Raw genomic sequence first — 18,551 nt, 5'->3', positions numbered from 1 at the left:
AGTTGTAACCGTTAACGCCCGCCGCGAATCAAACCGCCTAAACCACGGCGCTCCATAAAGGTGGAGACCAGATGACGCACTTCCGAGGCAGTATGCGCGGCCAGTCCATGCTCGCTGAGCTTCTGTGCCTCTTCAAAATCGAGATGGCGCAGCAGATATTTCACCCGCGGCACGTTCTTGCCGTTCATGCTGAGATGGTGATATCCCATGCCCACTAACAGCGCGACACACATTGGATCGCCAGCCATTTCACCACACAAACAGAGCTCCAGCTTGGCCTGGCGGGCTTCGCTGGCAATCGTGTGCAGCGCCCGCAGCATCGCCGGATGCAGCGAATCATACAGGTTCGCCACGCGCGTGTTGTTGCGATCAACCGCCAGCAGATATTGCGTCAAATCGTTGGTGCCAACCGAGACAAAATCGACGCGATCCGCCAGATGCGGGATCATAAACAACATCGACGGTACTTCAATCATGATGCCAATGCGCGGCTTGGGAATCACATAGCCGAGCATCTCTTCCACTTCGCGGCCAGCGCGATCAATCAGACGACGCGCATCATCGATCTCATCGATATGGCTGATCATCGGCAGCAGAATGCTCAGGTTGCCGGACGCCACGTTGGCACGCAGCATGGCGCGCACCTGCACCAGGAAGATTTCCGGCTGATCGAGCGTTAAGCGAATGCCACGCCAGCCAAGGCACGGATTCTCTTCGCTGATCGGCATGTACGGCAGTTGCTTATCCGCGCCGACATCCAGCGTACGCAGCGTCACCGGTTTGTCGTAGAACAGCTGCAGCATGCCCTGATACTGCGCCACCTGCTCCTCTTCGGACGGGAAGCCGTTGTGCAGCATGAACGGTATTTCGGTGCGATACAGGCCAATGCCATCCACCCAGTTATCCAGCGCCTGCTCGTGTTCCGGGCTGAGGCCGGCATTCAGCATCACCTGAACGCGCTCACCGCTTTTCAGCTCGCCGGGCTGCTCGACCACGCCTTCGGCCATTTTGCTCAGCGCGTTCTCTTCGCTGATTAAGCGCTGATACTCCTGCACCAGTACCGGTTCCGGATCGATCAGTACTTCGCCGCGATAACCATCAACAATCAGCAAGCGTTTGTTGAGCTGCGCCGGCAGAATATCCGCGCCCATCACGGTGGGAATACCCATCGCGCGCGTTAAAATCGCCGCATGCGAGTTGGCGGCACCGTCGCGCACCACCACGCCCGCCAGACGCTCCTGCGGCAATTCAGCCAGCGTGGTGGCAGTGAGTTCATCCGCGACTAACACAAAACGCTCCGGCCAGGCATTGGTGCCGACCAGCGAATCATCGAGGTGGAACAGCAGACGTTGACCGAGCACGCGCAGATCGCCGGCGCGCTCGCGTAGATATTGATCCTGCAAATTGGCGAACTGCTCGGCGAACTTCTCGATCACCGTTTTAACCGCCCACTCCGCTACCGATCCGCGCTCGATCTCATCAAACAGATCTTTCTTCAGGCGTGCATCGGTGAGCAGGTGCGAATAGAGATCGAAGATCGCCGCGCTCTCTTTCTGCACGCTGGCAGCAAAGCGTTTACTGAAGCGGCGGAATTCGTTGCCGGCCTCGCCCATCGCCAGCACCAGACGCTCGCGTTCGCGCTGCACGTCAAGCGTGGACGCAGCGGAAACCTGATCGAGCAGCGGCTGGGTTTCATCCACCCAACCCGGCGCGACCGCCACGCCCGGCGCAGCGGCAATCGCTTTTACCCGCGTCTGACGGAATTGACCAAACAGTTGACCGAGCTGCGACTGCGACAGCAATCCCGCCATTTGCGTGGCGAGCGTGACGAGGAAAGACTCTTCGCTTTCATCAAACTGACGGTGTTCGCGCTGCTGGATAACCAGCACGCCAAGCAGCTGGCGTCGGCTGATAATTGGTACGCCGAGGAAGGAGCGATAACGCTCCTCTTTAACAGAAGGAATGTATTTGAAGCTGGGATGGCTCTGCGCGTCGGCGAGGTTGATCGGCTCGGCTAAGCGTCCAACGAGGCCAACAATGCCTTCATCAAACGCCAGCGTGACCGTACGACCACGCGGCTTTTTTAGCCCGCGTGTCGCCATCAGGTAGTAGCAACGACGATCGTGATCGGCGAGATAAACCGAGCAAACCTCGGTTTCCATCGCAAGGCAAATTTCGTTTACCAGAATGTCGAGTGCTTCATTCAGACGTGGAGCACTCGCCACTTTCTCTACTATTTCGCGTAACTGAGTGAGCATAAAGGGCGTGGCCTATCCTCTTTTACGTCGTTGGGCGGCATTATTACGCTGCCCCGCACTCTCCTGCATAGACATCACTACGCCCGCGAATTCTTTCATTACGCGGCGATATACATCGCGCTTGAAAGAGACCACCTGACGTACCGGATACCAGAAGCTAACCCAGCGCCAACCATCAAACTCGGGTGTGCTGCTGTGCTGCACATTGATTTCCGCGTCACTGCACATCAACTGCAGAAGAAACCACTTTTGTTTCTGGCCGATACACACCGGCTTTGTGTCCCAACGCACCAAACGTTTTGGCAACTTGTAGCGTAACCAGTTTCGGGTTGAAGCAAGTATTCGAACATCTTTGCGGTGTAAACCCACTTCTTCGAACAGCTCGCGATACATCGCCTGTTCAGCAGTTTCACCCGGATTGATGCCTCCCTGAGGAAATTGCCAGGAGTGCTGTCCAAAGCGCCTGGCCCACAACACTTGTCCTTGCCTGTTACAGATTACGATACCAACATTCGGGCGGTAGCCATCATCATCGATCACTGGACTACCTCAAAGCTAAATTTGAATAGCCTGATTGTTTCACACTCCTTACAGGCGGTAAACCACTGGATAGCGGGCCGCAGGCGGAATAAAAACAGGATAACTCACAGAGATTAGCCAAGTTATAAACAGATACCCCAATTTATCGGCGATCTTATTCACCTTTTCTGTGGATAGCTTTGTGCAGAACACGGGAATGAATTGAATAACCCCTTCGGATAAATCTCATCACCCAACATAGCAACACTAAAAAAAATCATAATATTCATTGAGATATAACTTATTAACCGTTAAATCGTTACCAGGATCCGTAGTTATACTCCGCTCAGTTTTTTCAATCGGTTAAAGATCCATCACCGACGTTTTTATCCACAGAGAATGCCCTAAACCTGGTCACAGAAAGGAAAAAAAGCGTTCAAAACGCGAAAGTCAAGGCTGTAAATGGAAACAGGGGTATGGCCAAAAGGGTGTTACCCCACTTTTCTGTGGATAACCAGGTTCAACACCTGTTCATTGTCGATAACAAGCTGGGATAACCGGGCCATATCACCGGATCGTCCCATTCTATTGAAATAAAAAAGCATGCTGAATCATGCTATTATCACCTTTATTCAACTAACTGCCATGTGGACAAACCCGGCTCGCGTTTACTGTTCACTCTTTAACCAATGTAGGTTTTAGCATGCACTTCTCACCGTTATTGCCATCGCCACCTGAAAACGAAGCGGAATTACTGCAGCGCGCACAGCAGCTGGCGGGACAGACCTTTGCCGCGCTGGCGGCGCAGATTAACCTGCCGATTCCGGCAGATTTGAAACGCGACAAAGGCTGGGTTGGCATGCTGTTAGAGCTGCATTTGGGTGCCAGCGCTGGCAGCAAAGCCGAGCAGGATTTCGCCCATCTCGGCATTGAGCTGAAAACGATTCCGGTAGATACGCAGGGCAAACCGCTGGAAACCACCTTCGTGTGCGTCGCGCCGTTAACCGGCAATAGCGGCGTAACCTGGCAAACCAGCCATGTGCGGCACAAACTGGCGCGGGTGCTGTGGATCCCGATCGAAGGCGATCGTGCTTTGCCGCTGGCCGAGCGCCGCGTCGGTTCGCCGCTGCTGTGGCATCCGAGTGCAGAAGAGGAGCAACAGCTGCGCGAAGACTGGGAAGAGTTGATGGATATGATTGTGCTCGGTCAGGTGGAGCGCATCACCGCACGTCACGGTGCCTGGCTGCAAATCCGCCCTAAAGCCGCCAACAGCAAAGCGTTGACCGAAGCGATTGGCGAACACGGCGAGCCAATCATGACGCTGCCGCGCGGCTTTTATCTGAAGAAAAGCTTCACCGGTCCGCTTTTGGCGCGACATTTTTTACTGTAAATGCATATTGCTGCCGATAATTTTAGGAATGATGCGATTACTCCTAACGACGAAAGCATTTATTACTACACTTTTGCTGTTGAAGTCGCGAGAAGGAGATAAGAATGAAAGGGTTGGTGAGTGCAGTAGGTTTAACCTTGGTGACGCTGTTATTGAGTGGTTGTAGCAGTGATTACGTCATGGCGACCAAAGATGGCCGCATGATCATGACAGATGGCAAACCCGCCATCGATAAAGAGACCGGATTGGTACAGTACACCGATGAGCAAGGCCATCAGATGCAGATCAATGGTGACGAGGTTTCAACCATCATTGAGCGTTAAGTGCCAAATTGCCCTGCCTGCACGCGTTTTCCCCTTGTGCAGGCGATTTCCCGAACTTTCCCCTCTTCCTTCCGCGCCGCTTCACACGCTATAGTCCCAAAGGACACAACATTCCCTTTCATAATGAAAAAAGGATGCCGGCACATGCACTATCACCGTATTCCCCATAGCACGCTGGAAGTGAGTCAGCTGGGGCTTGGAACCATGACGTTTGGTGAGCAGAACAGCGAAGCCGACGCCCACGCACAACTTGATTACGCGGTTAGCAGTGGCATCAATTTAATTGATACCGCAGAAATGTATCCGGTGCCGCCGCGCCCGGAAACCCAGGGATTAACCGAACAATACATTGGTAGCTGGCTGAAGAAGCGCGGCAGCCGTGACAAAATCATCCTCGCCAGCAAAGTAGCCGGTCCGGTACGCGGCGCGGATGCGTCGATTCGCCCGAACCAGGCGCTGGATCGCAAAAACATCCGCGAAGCGCTGGATGCCAGCCTGAAACGCCTGAACACCGATTATCTCGATCTCTATCAGCTTCACTGGCCGCAGCGTCAGACCAACTACTTCGGCAAGCTGGGTTATCAATACACCGATTCCAGCGTGCCGGTGACGCTGCTGGAGACGCTGGAAGCGCTGACCGAACAGGTGCGCGCCGGTAAGATTCGCTACATTGGCGTGTCGAACGAAACCGCGTGGGGCGTGATGCGTTATCTGCAGCTGGCTGAAAAGCATGAGCTGCCGCGTATCGTCACCATCCAGAACCCGTACAGCCTGCTGAACCGCAGTTTTGAGGTCGGTTTAGCGGAGATCAGCCAGCATGAAGGCGTCGAGTTGCTGGCGTATTCCAGCCTGGCGTTTGGTACGTTGAGTGGCAAATACCTGAACGGTGCGAAACCCGCCGGTGCGCGCAATACGCTGTTTAGTCGCTTTACCCGCTACAGCGGCGATCAGTCTCAGCAGGCGATTGCAGCCTATGTTGCGCTGGCGCAGAAGCACAATATGGATCCGTCGCAGATGGCGCTGGCGTATGTGCGTCAACAGCCGTTTGTCGCCAGCACCTTGCTGGGCGCCACCACGCTGGAGCAGCTGAAGATTAACGTAGAGAGTTTCAATCTGACGCTGAATGCCGAGGTGTTAGAGGAACTGGAAGCGATTCATCGCCAGTTTACCTATCCAGCGCCATAAATCGCACCACACCGTAGCGGCGCGATTTATCGCGCGCTTTAAAAACGCCGCACATTTTTCCACTTGTGCGGCATTCGCCATTGCGCAATACATTGCCCCGCTACGACGCTATGCTTTTGTTACTTCCGCGCTTTCCACCACAACACCGCAATCGCCACGGCGAAAATCGCGCCGAATCCGACGCCGGTCGCCACCGCAGGCGCGCCCAGCTTAATCGCCACGGTATAGAATCCCAGCATTAGTAACATCGCGGTATTCTCACCGAGATTTTGCACCGCAATCGCGTTGCCCGAACCCACGGACGCCTTGCCACGCTCCTGCAGCAGCGCATTGAGCGGTACCACGAAGAAACCACCCAGCGCACCAATCAGCATCAAAACCAGATAGGCATTGAGCAAGCTGGTTTGCAACGCGAACACCACCACCATCACGCCAATCAGCACACCGGCTGGCATGCAGCGACGCACGGTTTGCAGCGTCACCAGCTTCGCTGCCGCTGCCGCACCAATCACGATGCCAATCGCCACCATGGCATTCAGCGTGGTCGGGGTTTTGTTATCGCTAATGCCGAGCGCCACCGGCACCCACAGCACCAGCAGGAAACGCAGCGTCACGCCCGCGCCCCAGAACAAGCTGGTGCCGAGCAGCGAGAAGCGCGTTTCGCCGTTGCGCCACAGCAGCTTAGTGGCCGCGATGAAACTGCGCAGCATGGCGCCAAAATGCCAGCTCTGGCCGGGACGCGCCGCCGTCAGGCGCGGAATAAAGATGTTCGCCACCACCGCCATCGCATAGGTCATGGCACACACCACCAGCGCGGCGACCAGGTTCCAGTCCGCCAGAATACCGCCCGCTACCGAACCCAGCAGAATCGCCGCAATGGTCGAACCTTCCATTAAGCCGTTGGCTTTGACCAGGCGTTCACCGCTGGTGATCTCCGTCAGGATGCCGTACTTGGCTGGCGAATAGGATGCCGCGCCAATCCCCACCAGCGTATAGCCGAGGAACGGATTGAAGCCGAAACAGATAACCAGCGCGCCGAGCAGCTTAAGACTGTTAGCGAACATCATTACCCGACCTTTGGCAAAGCTATCCGCCATCTGGCCCACGAACGGCGCGAGCAGAATGTAAGTGGCCACAAACAGCATTTGCAGGATCGGCTGACTCCAGTCCGGATAGAACTGATTTTTCAGCACCGCCAGCGTCACAAACAACAGCGCGTTGTCGCCAAATGCCGAGAAGAACTGCGCCACAATCACCGCCAGCATGTTGCGCGATAACAGCGGTGCATCGTTATTTAACGCCTGGCTCATGCCTGCTCCTCTTCCGCCAGCTGCTTCAGGCTGACATAGTCCGGTTTGCCGCTACCCAGCATCGGTAGCTGTTTCATCACGCGGATATCGCGCGGCACCGCCAGTTCCGGCGCGCCAATTTCACGCGCCGCTTTCAGCAGCGTGTCGCGGCCCAACTCGCTGTCGGTAGTAAACAGCACCAACGCTTCGCCTCGATTACCGTCCGGACGCAGCGACGCCGCATGCTGCTTCTCGTTAGAGGCTTTCAGCGCAATCTGCTCCACAATCTCCAGCGACACCATCTCACCGGCAATTTTGGCGAAGCGTTTCGCACGGCCCTGAATCTGGCAGAAACCGCCTTCATCAAAGCTGACGATATCGCCGGTGTCGTACCAGCCCGCTTCCATCTCGCCTTCGCCGTTATCGGCGACCGGGACTTCCAGCACGCCTGGATTTTCCACGCGCAGATACCCGTTCATCACGTTTGGACCGCGCAGCTGCAGGCGACCGCCCTGCTCAATGCCCGGCACCGAAATCAGACGCGAATCCATGCCCGGCAGAATGCGGCCCACGGTGTGATTTTTTGCCGCCATCGGCACGTTGATCGCCACCACCGGCGCGCACTCCGTCACGCCGTAGCCTTCGAGAATACGGATGCCGTATTTTTCCATGTAGATCTGACGCGTCGCTTCCTGCAGTTTCTCCGCGCCCGCCACCACATAGCGCAGACGCGCAAAATCGTACGGGCTGGCGAAACGCGCATAGTTGCCAAGGAAGGTTGAAGTACCAAACAGCACGGTGCAGTTACGGTCGTAAACCAGCTCCGGCACGATGCGGTAATGCAGCGGGCTTGGATAGAGAAACACCTGCGCGCCGGTCAGCAACGGGGTAAACAGGCCAACGGTTAAACCGAAAGCATGGAACAGCGGCAGCGCCGACATAAAGCGGTCACGCGGGGTGAAATCCGCCACGGTACGAATCTGCTCAACGTTCGCCAGCAGACTTTTATGCGAGTGCACCACACCTTTGGGATGGCCTTCCGAACCGGAGGTAAACAGCACCATCGCCGCATCTTCCGGCTGCTGCGCCACCAGCGCACGGCGCGGCATCAGCAGATGCGCCACAATCCACAATTTGTCCTGCAGCGTAACGGTATCTTTCAGATCTTCCAGATAGATCCACTGCACTTCGCTGAGTCCCTGCGGCAAGTGCCACAGGTTGCCTTTTTCGAGGAACTGCCGCGAGGTAAACACGGTTTTCACCTGCGATGCGGTCAACGCCGCACGCATGCCATTCACGCCTGCGGTGTAGTTGAGCATCGCCGGAATGCGCCCGCGCAGCGAGGCACCGAGAATTGCCGCCGCTGTCACCGTGGCGTTCGGCAGCAGCAGACCGACGTATTCACCTTGCTGGCTGTAACGCTCCAGAATGCGGCCCACGCCAAGCGCTTTCTTCAGCAAACCGGTATAGCTATCCGGTTTGAAGTTGACGTCTTCGATACACGGCTTCATCGCGCCATAACGCTGACGCGCATTGAGGAAAGCCTCGAACAGCGTCTCACGCGGACGCACTGCCATGCGGGCTTCCATCATCACATGATGCAGGTGCTCGCCCGCCAGCGTGCGGCGATCGCGCGCGCGTTTGGCTTCAGGCATTGGGATTACCGTTGGCGGCAGCACCGTTAAGGTGATGCGCGGGAACAGGCGCCGTTTAAACACGCCCGCCAGACGACCAAACGGCGTATATTCCGCGCCTTCGATACGCATCGGCACCACGGTGGCACCGGATTTCGCCGCCACAAAGCCGGCGCCGCTGTAGATCTTCATCAGCGATCCGGTCACGGTGATGCGCCCTTCGGGGAAGATCACCACCGGACGGCCCTGATTGATCATGCGCACCAGATGTTTGATCGACATCGGCTTGGTGGGATCGAGCGGAACGAAGTCGATGATCGGCTTCAGCAGACGCATAAACCATTGATCGCTGATCGACGAATAGACCGCGAACACCGGTTTGATCGGCAGAAACAGCGCCAGTAATACCCCATCCAGAAACGACGTGTGATTGGGGGTGATCAGCACTTTCTCTTTATGCAGTGCCGCGAGGTCGCCGCGCAGTTCCACACGCCACAGCAGGCGGAACATGAAACGGAAAAAAGTGAGTAGCATGCCAGCTCCTTAGCAATCGTAAAAATGGCTCTTACGATGCAGGATCTGGGGATTTTCGACAAGTGGCGTGGTGATTTAAACGCAATAGCGGTCGTAGGGCCGCCATTCATGGCGTAATGCTTGTCAGTTAAGCCAACGATGAGTGTGCAGGCCGGGGCCACTTGTGGTCCGGCGGTCCTCGCGCCGCTAGCGCGGTGCCTTCACTTCGCTCGTTTGCCTGACGGACCGGCGGAGACGGGACTTCCTTGTCCCGGCTCCGCCTTTCGCCCGCGTCCTGCGGGCTCTCCTGGCTTCCTCGCTTCGTTCAGCGCTGCGGATTGCCGGCCCAAAAGCGTCCCCGGCCTGCTCCGAAGCTTCAGTGTGTGCTGCTGAAAAGGGCAACATTTGCCAGAGGCGCTGGCGCGTCAGCTGCGGCAAAGGGCCATCATGGCGACCTGGTTTTACCGCGTATCCGCCTGCCAGCCACCGCCCAGCGCGGCGATCAGACCGACGCTGCTGACCCACTGCGTGCTCTGCAGCGACAGCAAACTCTGCTGCGCGCTCAGGCTGCTGTTTTCGGTGGTGGCGACGTCGAGATAGTCGATCATTCCGGCATCATACTGATTGCGCGTCACGCGTGCCGATTCCTGCGCCGCGTCGGTGGCGCGCTGCTGTGCGGCGATTTCGCCCTGCAAAGTATTCAGCTGCACCAGATAATCTTCCACTTCGCCCATGCCGGTCAGCACCGACTGGCGATAGCTGGCAACGCTGGCATCATAGGCGGCGCGTGCCTGTTCGACTTTCGCTGAGGTGGCGCCGAAATCTAACAGCGTACCGCTCAGCTCCGGCCCCAAAGACCAGACGCGATTGGGCAGCGAGAACAAACTGTTGATCGCCGATGAACTCACGCCGCCGCTGGCGCTCAGCGTCAAATCGGGATAGTAACCGGCAATCGCCACGCCGACCGCCGCATTCGCCGCCGCCACGTTGCGCTCGGCGTAGGCGATATCGGGACGGCGCTGCAACAGCTGCGACGGCACGCTGTTCGGGATCGCGGGCAGCGCGGCCTCCAGCTTCGCCACCGGCAAGGAGAAATCCGCCGGAGCTCGACCCAGCAGCAACGCAATGGCGTGCTCCATCTGTGCACGCTGCCACTGGTAATCCTGCGCCGAGGCGCGGGCGCTCTCCAGCTGCATCTGCGCCTGCGCTAAGGTGGCGCGTGATTCGCTGCCCGCCGCATATTTGTTTTCAATCACCGTCAGATAACGTTGATAGGCCGCGATACTGCGCTGATAGAGCGCGATTTTCTCGTCGATGATGCGCAGCTGGAAATAGTCCTGCGCCAGTTCGGACTGCGCGCTCAAGGTGATATTCGCCAGCTCGGCTTTGCTGGCTTCGGCGCTGGCATGGTTCTCCTCCAGCGTGCGTCGCAGTTTGCCCCACACATCCAGCTCCCAGCTGGCGCTGAGATCGGCGGCATGGCTGTTGCTGACGCTGCGTTGACCGCTGGCGCGGCTGCCGCTGCGCGTGCTGCTGGCGTCGTAGCCTAGCGACGGCAACAACTCCGCGCGTGATTGCCCAGCCAGCGCCTGTGCTTCGCGGTACTGCGCGGCATAGCTGGCTACGTTCTGGTTGGAGATGCTCACCTGCTTCAGCAGACTAGCCAGCGTGGCATCATGATACACCTGCCACCATTCACCTTTGCTGTTTGCATCCTGCGGCGTCGCCTGCGTCCAGCCTTTGGCTTCTTTGAAATGGGTCGGCATCGCCATGCTCGGGCGCTGATAATCGGGGCCAACCGCGCAGCCCGCCAGCAACATCACGGTGAGCAACGGCGTAATTTTCAGAGACATTTTCATCTATCGGGATTCCACATGACGCAACCGCTGCCACTGACGTTGCGTGGCGCGGCTTAAACGGTCGAGCCAGAGATAAACCACCGGCGTAGTAAACAGCGTTAATAATTGGCTCAGCGCCAAACCACCGGCAATCGCCAGCCCGAGCGGGCTACGTAAGTCGGCATCGCCGCCGCTGCCCAGCGCCAGCGGCAGCGCGCCAAAGAAGGCGGCCAGCGTGGTCATCATGATCGGCCGGAAACGCATCAAGCAGGCTTGGGTGATCGCCTGCTGCGGCGTCATGCCTTGGCTGCGCTCGGCGTGAATCGCAAAGTCGATCATCATGATGGCGTTCTTTTTCACGATACCAATCAGCAGGATGATGCCGATCAGCGCGATCACCGTCAGCTGCGTGTTGGTCAGCAACAGCAACAACAGCGCGCCCACGCCCGCCGACGGCAGCGTTGAGAGAATGGTGAGCGGATGGATGTAACTCTCATACAGCACGCCGAGCACGATATACACCGCCGCCAGCGCCGCGATAATCAGCCACGGCATGGTGGCGGTAAGCTGGGCGAAGGCGGCGGCGGTGCCGGCAAAACCGGCCTGAATACTGGAGGGCAAACCGAGCTGCGCCATCGCCTGCTTAATCAGCGCCTGCGCCTGCTCCAGCGACACGCCGTCGTTAAGGTTAAACGCCACGGTGCTGGTGGCGGATTGGCCCTGATGCGCCACCGACAGCGGCGCGTTGCCGCCCTTGAAGCTGGCGAATGCGGCGAGCGGCACGCGATCGCCGCTGTCGTTAATCACATACAGCTGCTGCAAAATCGCCGGATCGCGCGTGTAGCTATCCTGCAGCGACATCACCACATGATACTGATTAAGCGTGTGATAGAGCGTGGCTACCTGACGCTGGCTGAAAGCGTTGTTCAGCAGGGTGTCGAGCATCTGCACATCCACGCCCAACCGTTTCGCACGGTCACGATCGATATTAATCACCACTTCCTGACCGCCGGTTTGCGAGTCGGAATCGACGCTGTTCAGCTGCGGGATTGCCGCCAGCGCCGCCTGCACTTTCGGCGTCCACTCACGTAGCAGATCGAGATCGTCGGCCTGCAAACTGTATTGATAGGTGGCGTTGGCGCTGCGTCCGCCGATGTGCAGATCCTGCGCCGCCATCAGGAACATCTGCGCGCCAGCGATATGGCTGGTTTTCATACTCAGGCGGTTCGCCACTTCGGTGGCGGTGGCATCGCGCTTGTCAAAATCCTTCAGGCGCACAAAGAAGTTGGCGCTGTTGCGCGAGCCGAACATGCCGCTGCCCATCGACGACATCACGCTCTCCACCGCCGGATCGGACTGGATGATGTGGGTGAACTGCAGCATTTTCGGCTTCATCGCCTGGAAGGAGATGTTCTGATCGGCACGCAGCGCGCCCATCAGCAGGCCGGTATCCTGATTGGGGAAAAAGCCTTTCTGCACCACGGAAAACAGGAACAGGTTGAGCAGCACGGTCAGCACCAGGCTGAACATCGTCAGCTTTTGGTGCGCCATCACCCAGGTTAACCCGCGCGAATAAGCCGCCAGCAATGCGTTAAGTTGGTTTTCGATAAACTGATACAGCGGATGCGAGCGTTGCGTGACTTTGGCTTTCGGCTTCAGCAGGCGCGCGCACAGCATCGGCGTCAGGCTCAGCGAGACAAACATTGAAATCAGCAGCGATACCGTCAGCGTGACGGCAAATTCGCGGAATAAGCGTCCGACGATGCTGCCCATCAGCAGAAACGGGATGAACACCGCAATCAACGACATAGTCATCGACAGCACGGTAAAACTCACTTCCTGCGCGCCACGCAGCGCCGCGCGCAGCGGACTGAGCCCTTCTTCGATATGGCGCGTGATGTTTTCCAGCACCACAATCGCGTCATCGACGACAAAGCCGGTGGCGATAATCAGCGCCATCAGCGACAGGTTATCGAGGCTGTAACCCAGCAGATACATCACCGCGCAGGTGCCAATCAGCGAGACCGGCAGCGCCAGCGCCGGGATAATCACCGCCTGCACGTTACGCAGAAACACAAACACCACGGCGATCACCAGCAGCATCGCCACCAGCAGCGTCTCTTCGGTGTCATACAGCGAGGCGCGCACCGTCGGCGAGCGATCCACCACCACTTTCAGTTGCGTATCGGCGGGCAGATCTTTTTCCAGCGCCGGCAGCTGCGCTTTGATGGCATCAATGGTGTCGAGCATGTTGGCACCGGCCTGGCGCTTAATGCCCACCATCACCGATGGCATGGCGTTGAGGAAACCGGCCTGATACTGATCTTCAACCGAGTCATACACGGTGGCGACATCATGCAGCCGCACCGCTTTGCCCTCTTGATACGTAACGATCAGATCCTGATACTGCGCGGCTTTATCCAGCTGGCCGTTGCTGTCCACCACCCACGACTGGCTGCTGCCCTGCAAAATCCCTTTCGGCTTATTGCTGGTGCTGTTGGCGATGGCGCTGCGCACCGTATCAAGCGAAATGCCGTACTGCGTCAGCTTCAGCGGCTGCAGATCGATACGCACCGCCGGTAAGGCACTGCCCATCAGCGACACTTCGCCCACGCCTTTCACCTGGCCCATTGCCTGCTCGATTTTGCTTTCGGCCAGATCGTAGAGTTCGCCCGGCGTGCGCGTGGCGGACGTCAGCGCCAGCATCACAATCGGCGCATCCGATGGATTGGCTTTGCGATAGGTCGGCAGCGACTCCATCGCGCTCGGCAGCAAACTGCGTGCGGCGTTGATCGCCGCCTGCACGTCACGCGCTGCGCCGTTGATGTCGCGATCGAGGTCAAACTGCAAAATCACGCTGGTCGATCCCTGCGAACTGGTCGAGGTCATCTCGGTAACGCCGGCAATCTGCCCCAGCGAACGCTCCAGCGGCGTAGCGACGGTGGCTGCCATGGTTTCCGGGCTGGCACCGGCCAGGCTGGCGCTCACCATGATAGTGGGGAAATCCACCTGCGGCAGCGGCGCCACCGGCAGCAGCCGATAGCCCAACGCGCCCAGCAGCAGGATCGCCAGCGTCAGCAGTAACGTGGCAACCGGGCGGAAGATAAACAGCCGGGTGAGGTTCATCGCTCGCCCCGCGCCTGCTGCTGCTTGCGCTGCATGTAGCGCTTGCCGCGCTGCGCAATGCCATCAAACCACAGGTAAATTACCGGCGTGGAGAACAGCGTCAGCACCTGGCTGACGATCAAACCGCCAACAATCACCAGACCGAGCGGCTGGCGCAGCTCGGCACCGGAACCGGACGCCAGCATCAGCGGCAGCGCACCGAGCAGCGCCGCCATGGTGGTCATCAGAATCGGGCGGAAGCGCAGCAAACAGGCCTGATGAATCGCGTCCCGCGCGCTCATGTGCTGCTTGTTTTCCGCCTCCAGTGCGAAGTCGATCATCATAATCGCGTTCTTCTTGACGATACCGATCAGCAGAATTACGCCAATCAGCGCAATCAGGCTGAACTCGCTGCCCGCCAGCAGCAGCGTCAACAGCGCGCCGACCGCCGCCGACGGCAGCGTCGAGAGAATGGTCACCGGATGGATAAAGCTTTCGTACAGAATGCCGAGCACCACGTACATGGTGATTAATGCCGCCAGAATCAGCCACAGCGTGTTGCCGGTGGCGCTCTGGAATGCCGAGGTTTCGCCCTGATAACGCAAGGTGATGCTCGACGGCAAATTCAGCTGCTGCGTCACTGCGGCAATCGCCTTCTGCCCCTCTTCCAGCGAATAGCCTTTATTGAGATTGAACGACACCATCACCGCCGGGAATTGATTGAGCCGCATGTGCATCAGCGAACCGGTGCGCTGGTGAATGGTGGCGATGGACGTGAGCTTCACCATGCCGGTGGTGGTTGTGGTGGTGTCATCCGTGGTGGAAGTGCTGCTGCTCGCGCTGGTCACCGGCAAATAGACATCATCAAACGAAGCGGGCGATTGCTGATACTGCGGCGCCACTTCCAGCACCACGCGATATTGATTGGCCTGGGTAAAGATGGTGGAGACCAGACGCTGACCGAAGCTGTTGTACAGCGCGGTATCGACGTCGGCGGCGGTAATGCCGTAGCGCGCCGCTTTATCGCGATTCAGCTCGACATAGGCCACGCGGCCCTGATCCTGCAGGTTACTCACCACGCCGTTAAACTCCGGACGCTGCTGCAGGGCGGCGACCATCTTTGGCGTCCAGCGCACCAGGTTTTCGCTGTCGGCATCATCCAGCGTGAACTGATACTGGCTCGGCGACACCTGATCGTTAACGGTCAAATCCTGCGCCGGTTGCAGATAGAGCTGAATGCCCGCCACCTGCTGCGCCGCCTGCTGCAGCTGTTTGATCACCACGTCGGCTTTGTCGTCGCGCTGTTCAAACGACTTGAGGTTGATCTGGATGCGCCCGCTATTCAGGCTGGTGTTGCTGCCATCAATGCCGATGGTTGAGGACAAACTCTCCACCGACGGATTTTGCAGAATCACTTTCGCCAGCGCCTGCTGCCGCTTCGACATCTCGCTAAACGACACATCCTGCGACGCCACGGTGACGCCCTGAATCAGCCCGGTATCCTGGGTCGGGAAGAAGCCTTTTGGGATGGCGATATACAGCAGCGCGGTGAGCGCAAAGGTCGCCAGCGCCACCAGCAGCGTCAGCTTCTGATGGTTCAGCACCACCGTCAGCATGCGGTCATAGCCGCGCACCAGCTTGTCGAACAACTCGCCGCCTTTACGCGAGAAGCGCGACTGTTTTTCCGGCGGAATGTGCTGCAACAGATAGGCGCACAGCATCGGCGTCAGGGTTAGTGACACCACCATCGACACCAGAATCGACACCGCCAGCGTGATGGCAAATTCGCGGAACAACCGCCCAACCACGTCGCCCATAAACAGCAGCGGGATCAGCACGGCAATCAGTGAGAAGGTCAGCGAGATGATGGTGAAGCCAATCTGCTGCGAGCCTTTCAGCGCCGCCTGCATCGGCGTTTCGCCCTCTTCCAGCCGCCGTGAAATGTTCTCCACCACCACAATCGCATCGTCGATAACGAAGCCGGTGGCGATGGTCAGCGCCATCAGCGACAGATTATTCAGGCTGAAGTCGGCCAGATACATCACGCCGAAGGTGCCAATCAGCGACAGCGGTACCGCCACGCTGGGAATCAGCGTCGCCGCCACGTTGCGCAGGAACAGGAACGTCACCATCACCACCAGCGCCACCGACAGCATCAGCTCAAACTGCACATCGCTGATGGAGGCGCGAATGGTTTGCGTGCGATCCGACAAGATGCTCATCTTCACGCCGTCCGGCAGCGCCGCCTGCAGCTTCGGCAGCTGCGCTTTGATGCTGTCCACCACCTGAATCACGTTGGCGCCCGGCTGGCGCTGCACGCTGATCACAATCGCCGGACTGTTGTTGGCCCACGCCGACTGGAAGCTGTTCTCCGGTCCCTGTTCGATATGCGCGATATCTTTTAGCCGCAGCGCCGCACCGTTTTGGTAAGTGATGATCAAATTGCCGTACTCATCGGCGGTGCGCAGCTGATCGTTAGCGTCGATGGTCACCGAGTGATATTTGCCGTCGAAGCCGCCTTTCGAGCCGTTCACGTTGCTGTTGCCGATTAGCGTGTTGACGTCCTCCAGCGACAGCTGGTGCGCCGCCAGCGCTTTCGGGTCCATCTGCACGCGAATCGCCGGTTGATGGCCGCCCGCCAGCGTCACCATGCCGACGCCATTAATCTGCGACAGCTTCAGCGCCACGCGCGTGTTCACCAGATCCTGCACCTGCGTCAGCGGCAGCGTGTCGGAACTCACCGCCAGCGTAATCACGGCGGTATCGGCTGGATTGACCTTTTTGTAGGTTGGCGGATTGGGCAGATCGCTCGGCAGCAAGTTATTGGCGGCATTGATCGCCGCCTGCACTTCCTGCTCGGCGACATCCAGCGACAGATCGAGGCTGAACTTCAGCGTGACGATCGACGATCCGCTTGAGCTGGTTGACGTCATCTGGCTCAACCCAGCCATTTGACCCAGCTGGCGCTCCAGCGGCGAGGTGACGGACGACGCCATCACATCCGGGCTGGCACCGGGATAGAGCGTGGTGACCTGAATGGTCGGGTAATCCACCTGCGGCAGCGCCGAGGTGGAGAGAAAACGGTAGGAGAAGATCCCGGCGATCAGCACGCCGACCATCAGCAAAATGGTGGCGACCGGACGCTGGATAAACAGGCGAGACGGATTCATTTGGCCTCGGCAGTCGCGGTGGTTTTGCGCTCATCCGCCAGCTGCACTTTGCTGCCGTTGGTTAGGCGATCGATGCCTTCGGTCACCAGGCGATCGCCCGGTTCCACTCCGTTGAGGATCGCCTGCTGATCTTCACCAAACGTTGGCCCGGTGGTGACCGCTTTGCGCGTCACGGTGTTGTCTTGGTTGATGACAAACACGAAGCTGCCGTCGCTGCTCAGCTGCAGCGCCTGCGCCGGGATCACCGTGACATTTTTCAGGATGTTGGTTTGTAGCCGCAGATTGACGAACTGGTTAGCGAACAGCGATTCGTCTTCATTTGGGAAGGTGGCTTTCAGCTCAATGGTGCCGGTCGCGGTATCGATCTGGTTGCTGATGAACTTCACCTCGCCCTGCGCCAGCGCGCGGCTGTTGTCCTGATCAAAGGCGGTGGCGGGCAGACTTTGCCCGCCGTGCAGCGCTTTGGTCAGCTGCGGAATGTTGCCCTGCGGCACGCTAAAGGTCACTGCGGCGGGCTGCATCTGCGTCACCACCACGATGCCGGTGGTATCGGTGGTTTGCACCATATTACCGGGATCGACCAGACGCAAACCGACGCGTCCGCTGATTGGCGAGGTGATGCGCGCATACTCGATATCCAGTTTGGCGCTGGCGATCTGCGCTTCATCAGCGGCGACCGCACCTTTGTACTGGCCGACGGTGGCGGTTTGGGTATCGAGATCCTGGCGAGATAACGAATCCTGCGCCGCCAGTTTCTGATAACGCACCAGCGTTAACTGCGCGCTCTTCAGCAACGCCTGGTTCTGATTGAGATCGCCCTGATACTGCGCCAGCGTCGCCTGATAGCTGCGCGGATCGATCTGCGCCAGCAGCTGGCCGGCGCTAACTTTCTGCCCTTCGGTAAAGAACACTTTTTCCAGCTGTCCGGCGACGCGGCTGGTGACGGTGACGCTGGCGTTAGGGATCACCGTGCCGAGCGCGTTGAGGTATTCCGGCACATCCGCGCTGCTGGCGACGCCGCTGTGCACCAGCGTAGCACCGCCCATCATCGTCGCCATGCCCGGCGGGCCGCCCGCGCCACCGCGATGACCGCCGCGTGCGCCCGGCGGTTTTCCGCCGCCCGGCATGCCGCCGTGACCACCGACCACGCGCCAGATCACGCCCGCCACAATCAACAGCACAAGCAACAACAGGAGCCATTTCAGCCAGCGGGAAAACGGGGAGCGGGAAGCGTTGTTAGTCATCAGGATCTTCAGGTTAGCCAGAAAACGGAAAATCCCCTGTAAAACAGGGGACTATTTCAAGGGGAAATCATCACTACGCGCAT

General features: G+C 58.5%; 11 protein-coding genes. 3 read left to right on the top strand and 8 right to left on the bottom strand.

What is annotated here, in order from left to right:
• Nucleotides 1-11: 11 nt before the first annotated feature.
• Together ptsP and rppH are read right to left on the bottom strand one after the other, a co-directional pair.
• Nucleotides 12-2,258: a phosphoenolpyruvate--protein phosphotransferase gene (gene ptsP, locus Q3H59_RS04425; protein ID WP_110867966.1), complete on the bottom strand. Its 2,247-nt coding sequence runs from the start codon at nt 2,256-2,258 to the stop codon at nt 12-14.
• A 12-nt stretch (nt 2,259-2,270) separates the two neighbouring features.
• Complete coding sequence (gene rppH / locus Q3H59_RS04420; RefSeq protein ID WP_007890933.1) at nt 2,271-2,798, bottom strand: RNA pyrophosphohydrolase; 528 nt, start codon at nt 2,796-2,798, stop codon at nt 2,271-2,273.
• A gap of 682 nt (nt 2,799-3,480) precedes the next feature.
• Here rppH and mutH point away from each other — a divergent pair.
• The 3 genes from mutH to Q3H59_RS04405 all read left to right on the top strand — a co-directional run bounded on the left by mutH (nt 3,481) and on the right by Q3H59_RS04405 (nt 5,675).
• Nucleotides 3,481-4,167, top strand: coding sequence for a DNA mismatch repair endonuclease MutH (gene mutH / locus Q3H59_RS04415; protein ID WP_309833469.1), 687 nt, complete (start codon nt 3,481-3,483; stop codon nt 4,165-4,167).
• A 104-nt stretch (nt 4,168-4,271) separates the two neighbouring features.
• Complete coding sequence (locus Q3H59_RS04410) at nt 4,272-4,490, top strand: YgdI/YgdR family lipoprotein (protein ID WP_101761992.1); 219 nt, start codon at nt 4,272-4,274, stop codon at nt 4,488-4,490.
• Nucleotides 4,491-4,634: 144 nt separating this feature from the next.
• Nucleotides 4,635-5,675, top strand: a complete 1,041-nt coding sequence (locus Q3H59_RS04405) for an NADP(H)-dependent aldo-keto reductase (protein ID WP_110867968.1) — start codon at nt 4,635-4,637, stop codon at nt 5,673-5,675.
• 119 nt (nt 5,676-5,794) lie between these two features.
• Here Q3H59_RS04405 and lplT read toward each other — a convergent pair whose 3' ends face one another.
• The 6 genes from lplT to Q3H59_RS04375 form a co-directional block, all read right to left on the bottom strand.
• Nucleotides 5,795-6,985, bottom strand: a complete 1,191-nt coding sequence (gene lplT, locus Q3H59_RS04400) for a lysophospholipid transporter LplT (protein WP_280172023.1) — start codon at nt 6,983-6,985, stop codon at nt 5,795-5,797.
• Entirely contained in the window at nt 6,982-9,132 is a 2,151-nt protein-coding gene (gene aas, locus Q3H59_RS04395; RefSeq protein ID WP_280172024.1) for a bifunctional acyl-ACP--phospholipid O-acyltransferase/long-chain-fatty-acid--ACP ligase, read from the bottom strand. Before aas ends, lplT begins: the two co-directional genes overlap by 4 nt.
• Before the next feature lie 440 nt (nt 9,133-9,572).
• Nucleotides 9,573-10,970: an efflux transporter outer membrane subunit gene (locus tag Q3H59_RS04390; protein ID WP_280172025.1), complete on the bottom strand. Its 1,398-nt coding sequence runs from the start codon at nt 10,968-10,970 to the stop codon at nt 9,573-9,575.
• The gene (locus Q3H59_RS04385) at nt 10,971-14,075 is read right to left on the bottom strand and encodes an efflux RND transporter permease subunit (protein WP_192412029.1); all 3,105 of its coding nucleotides are present in this window, start codon (nt 14,073-14,075) and stop codon (nt 10,971-10,973) included.
• Nucleotides 14,072-17,224, bottom strand: a complete 3,153-nt coding sequence (locus Q3H59_RS04380) for an MdtB/MuxB family multidrug efflux RND transporter permease subunit (protein WP_309833464.1) — start codon at nt 17,222-17,224, stop codon at nt 14,072-14,074. The genes Q3H59_RS04385 and Q3H59_RS04380 overlap by 4 nt, the downstream gene beginning before the upstream one ends.
• Nucleotides 17,221-18,468: an MdtA/MuxA family multidrug efflux RND transporter periplasmic adaptor subunit gene (locus Q3H59_RS04375; RefSeq protein ID WP_309833462.1), complete on the bottom strand. Its 1,248-nt coding sequence runs from the start codon at nt 18,466-18,468 to the stop codon at nt 17,221-17,223. Before Q3H59_RS04375 ends, Q3H59_RS04380 begins: the two co-directional genes overlap by 4 nt.
• Between the last annotated feature and the right edge of the window lie 83 nt (nt 18,469-18,551).

This window comes from Pantoea sp. SORGH_AS_0659 (assembly GCF_031453915.1).
Lineage (GTDB): Bacteria > Pseudomonadota > Gammaproteobacteria > Enterobacterales > Enterobacteriaceae > Pantoea > Pantoea leporis.
The sequence above is the reverse complement of the archived record's forward strand: the minus strand, read 5'-3'. Positions and strand labels throughout refer to the sequence as shown.

Bases quoted from the DNA above. Each gene is read 5' to 3' on its own strand.
- Q3H59_RS04385 (WP_192412029.1), bottom strand. From the start codon at position 14,075: ATGAACCTCACCCGGCTGTTTATCTTCCGCCCGGTTGCCACGTTACTG.
- Q3H59_RS04380 (WP_309833464.1), bottom strand. From the start codon at position 17,224: ATGAATCCGTCTCGCCTGTTTATCCAGCGTCCGGTCGCCACCATTTTG.
- Q3H59_RS04405 (WP_110867968.1), top strand. From the start codon at position 4,635: ATGCACTATCACCGTATTCCCCATAGCACGCTGGAAGTGAGTCAGCTG.
- aas (WP_280172024.1), bottom strand. From the start codon at position 9,132: ATGCTACTCACTTTTTTCCGTTTCATGTTCCGCCTGCTGTGGCGTGTG.
- mutH (WP_309833469.1), top strand. From the start codon at position 3,481: ATGCACTTCTCACCGTTATTGCCATCGCCACCTGAAAACGAAGCGGAA.
- Q3H59_RS04410 (WP_101761992.1), top strand. From the start codon at position 4,272: ATGAAAGGGTTGGTGAGTGCAGTAGGTTTAACCTTGGTGACGCTGTTA.
- Q3H59_RS04390 (WP_280172025.1), bottom strand. From the start codon at position 10,970: ATGAAAATGTCTCTGAAAATTACGCCGTTGCTCACCGTGATGTTGCTG.
- ptsP (WP_110867966.1), bottom strand. From the start codon at position 2,258: ATGCTCACTCAGTTACGCGAAATAGTAGAGAAAGTGGCGAGTGCTCCA.
- Q3H59_RS04375 (WP_309833462.1), bottom strand. From the start codon at position 18,468: ATGACTAACAACGCTTCCCGCTCCCCGTTTTCCCGCTGGCTGAAATGG.
- lplT (WP_280172023.1), bottom strand. From the start codon at position 6,985: ATGAGCCAGGCGTTAAATAACGATGCACCGCTGTTATCGCGCAACATG.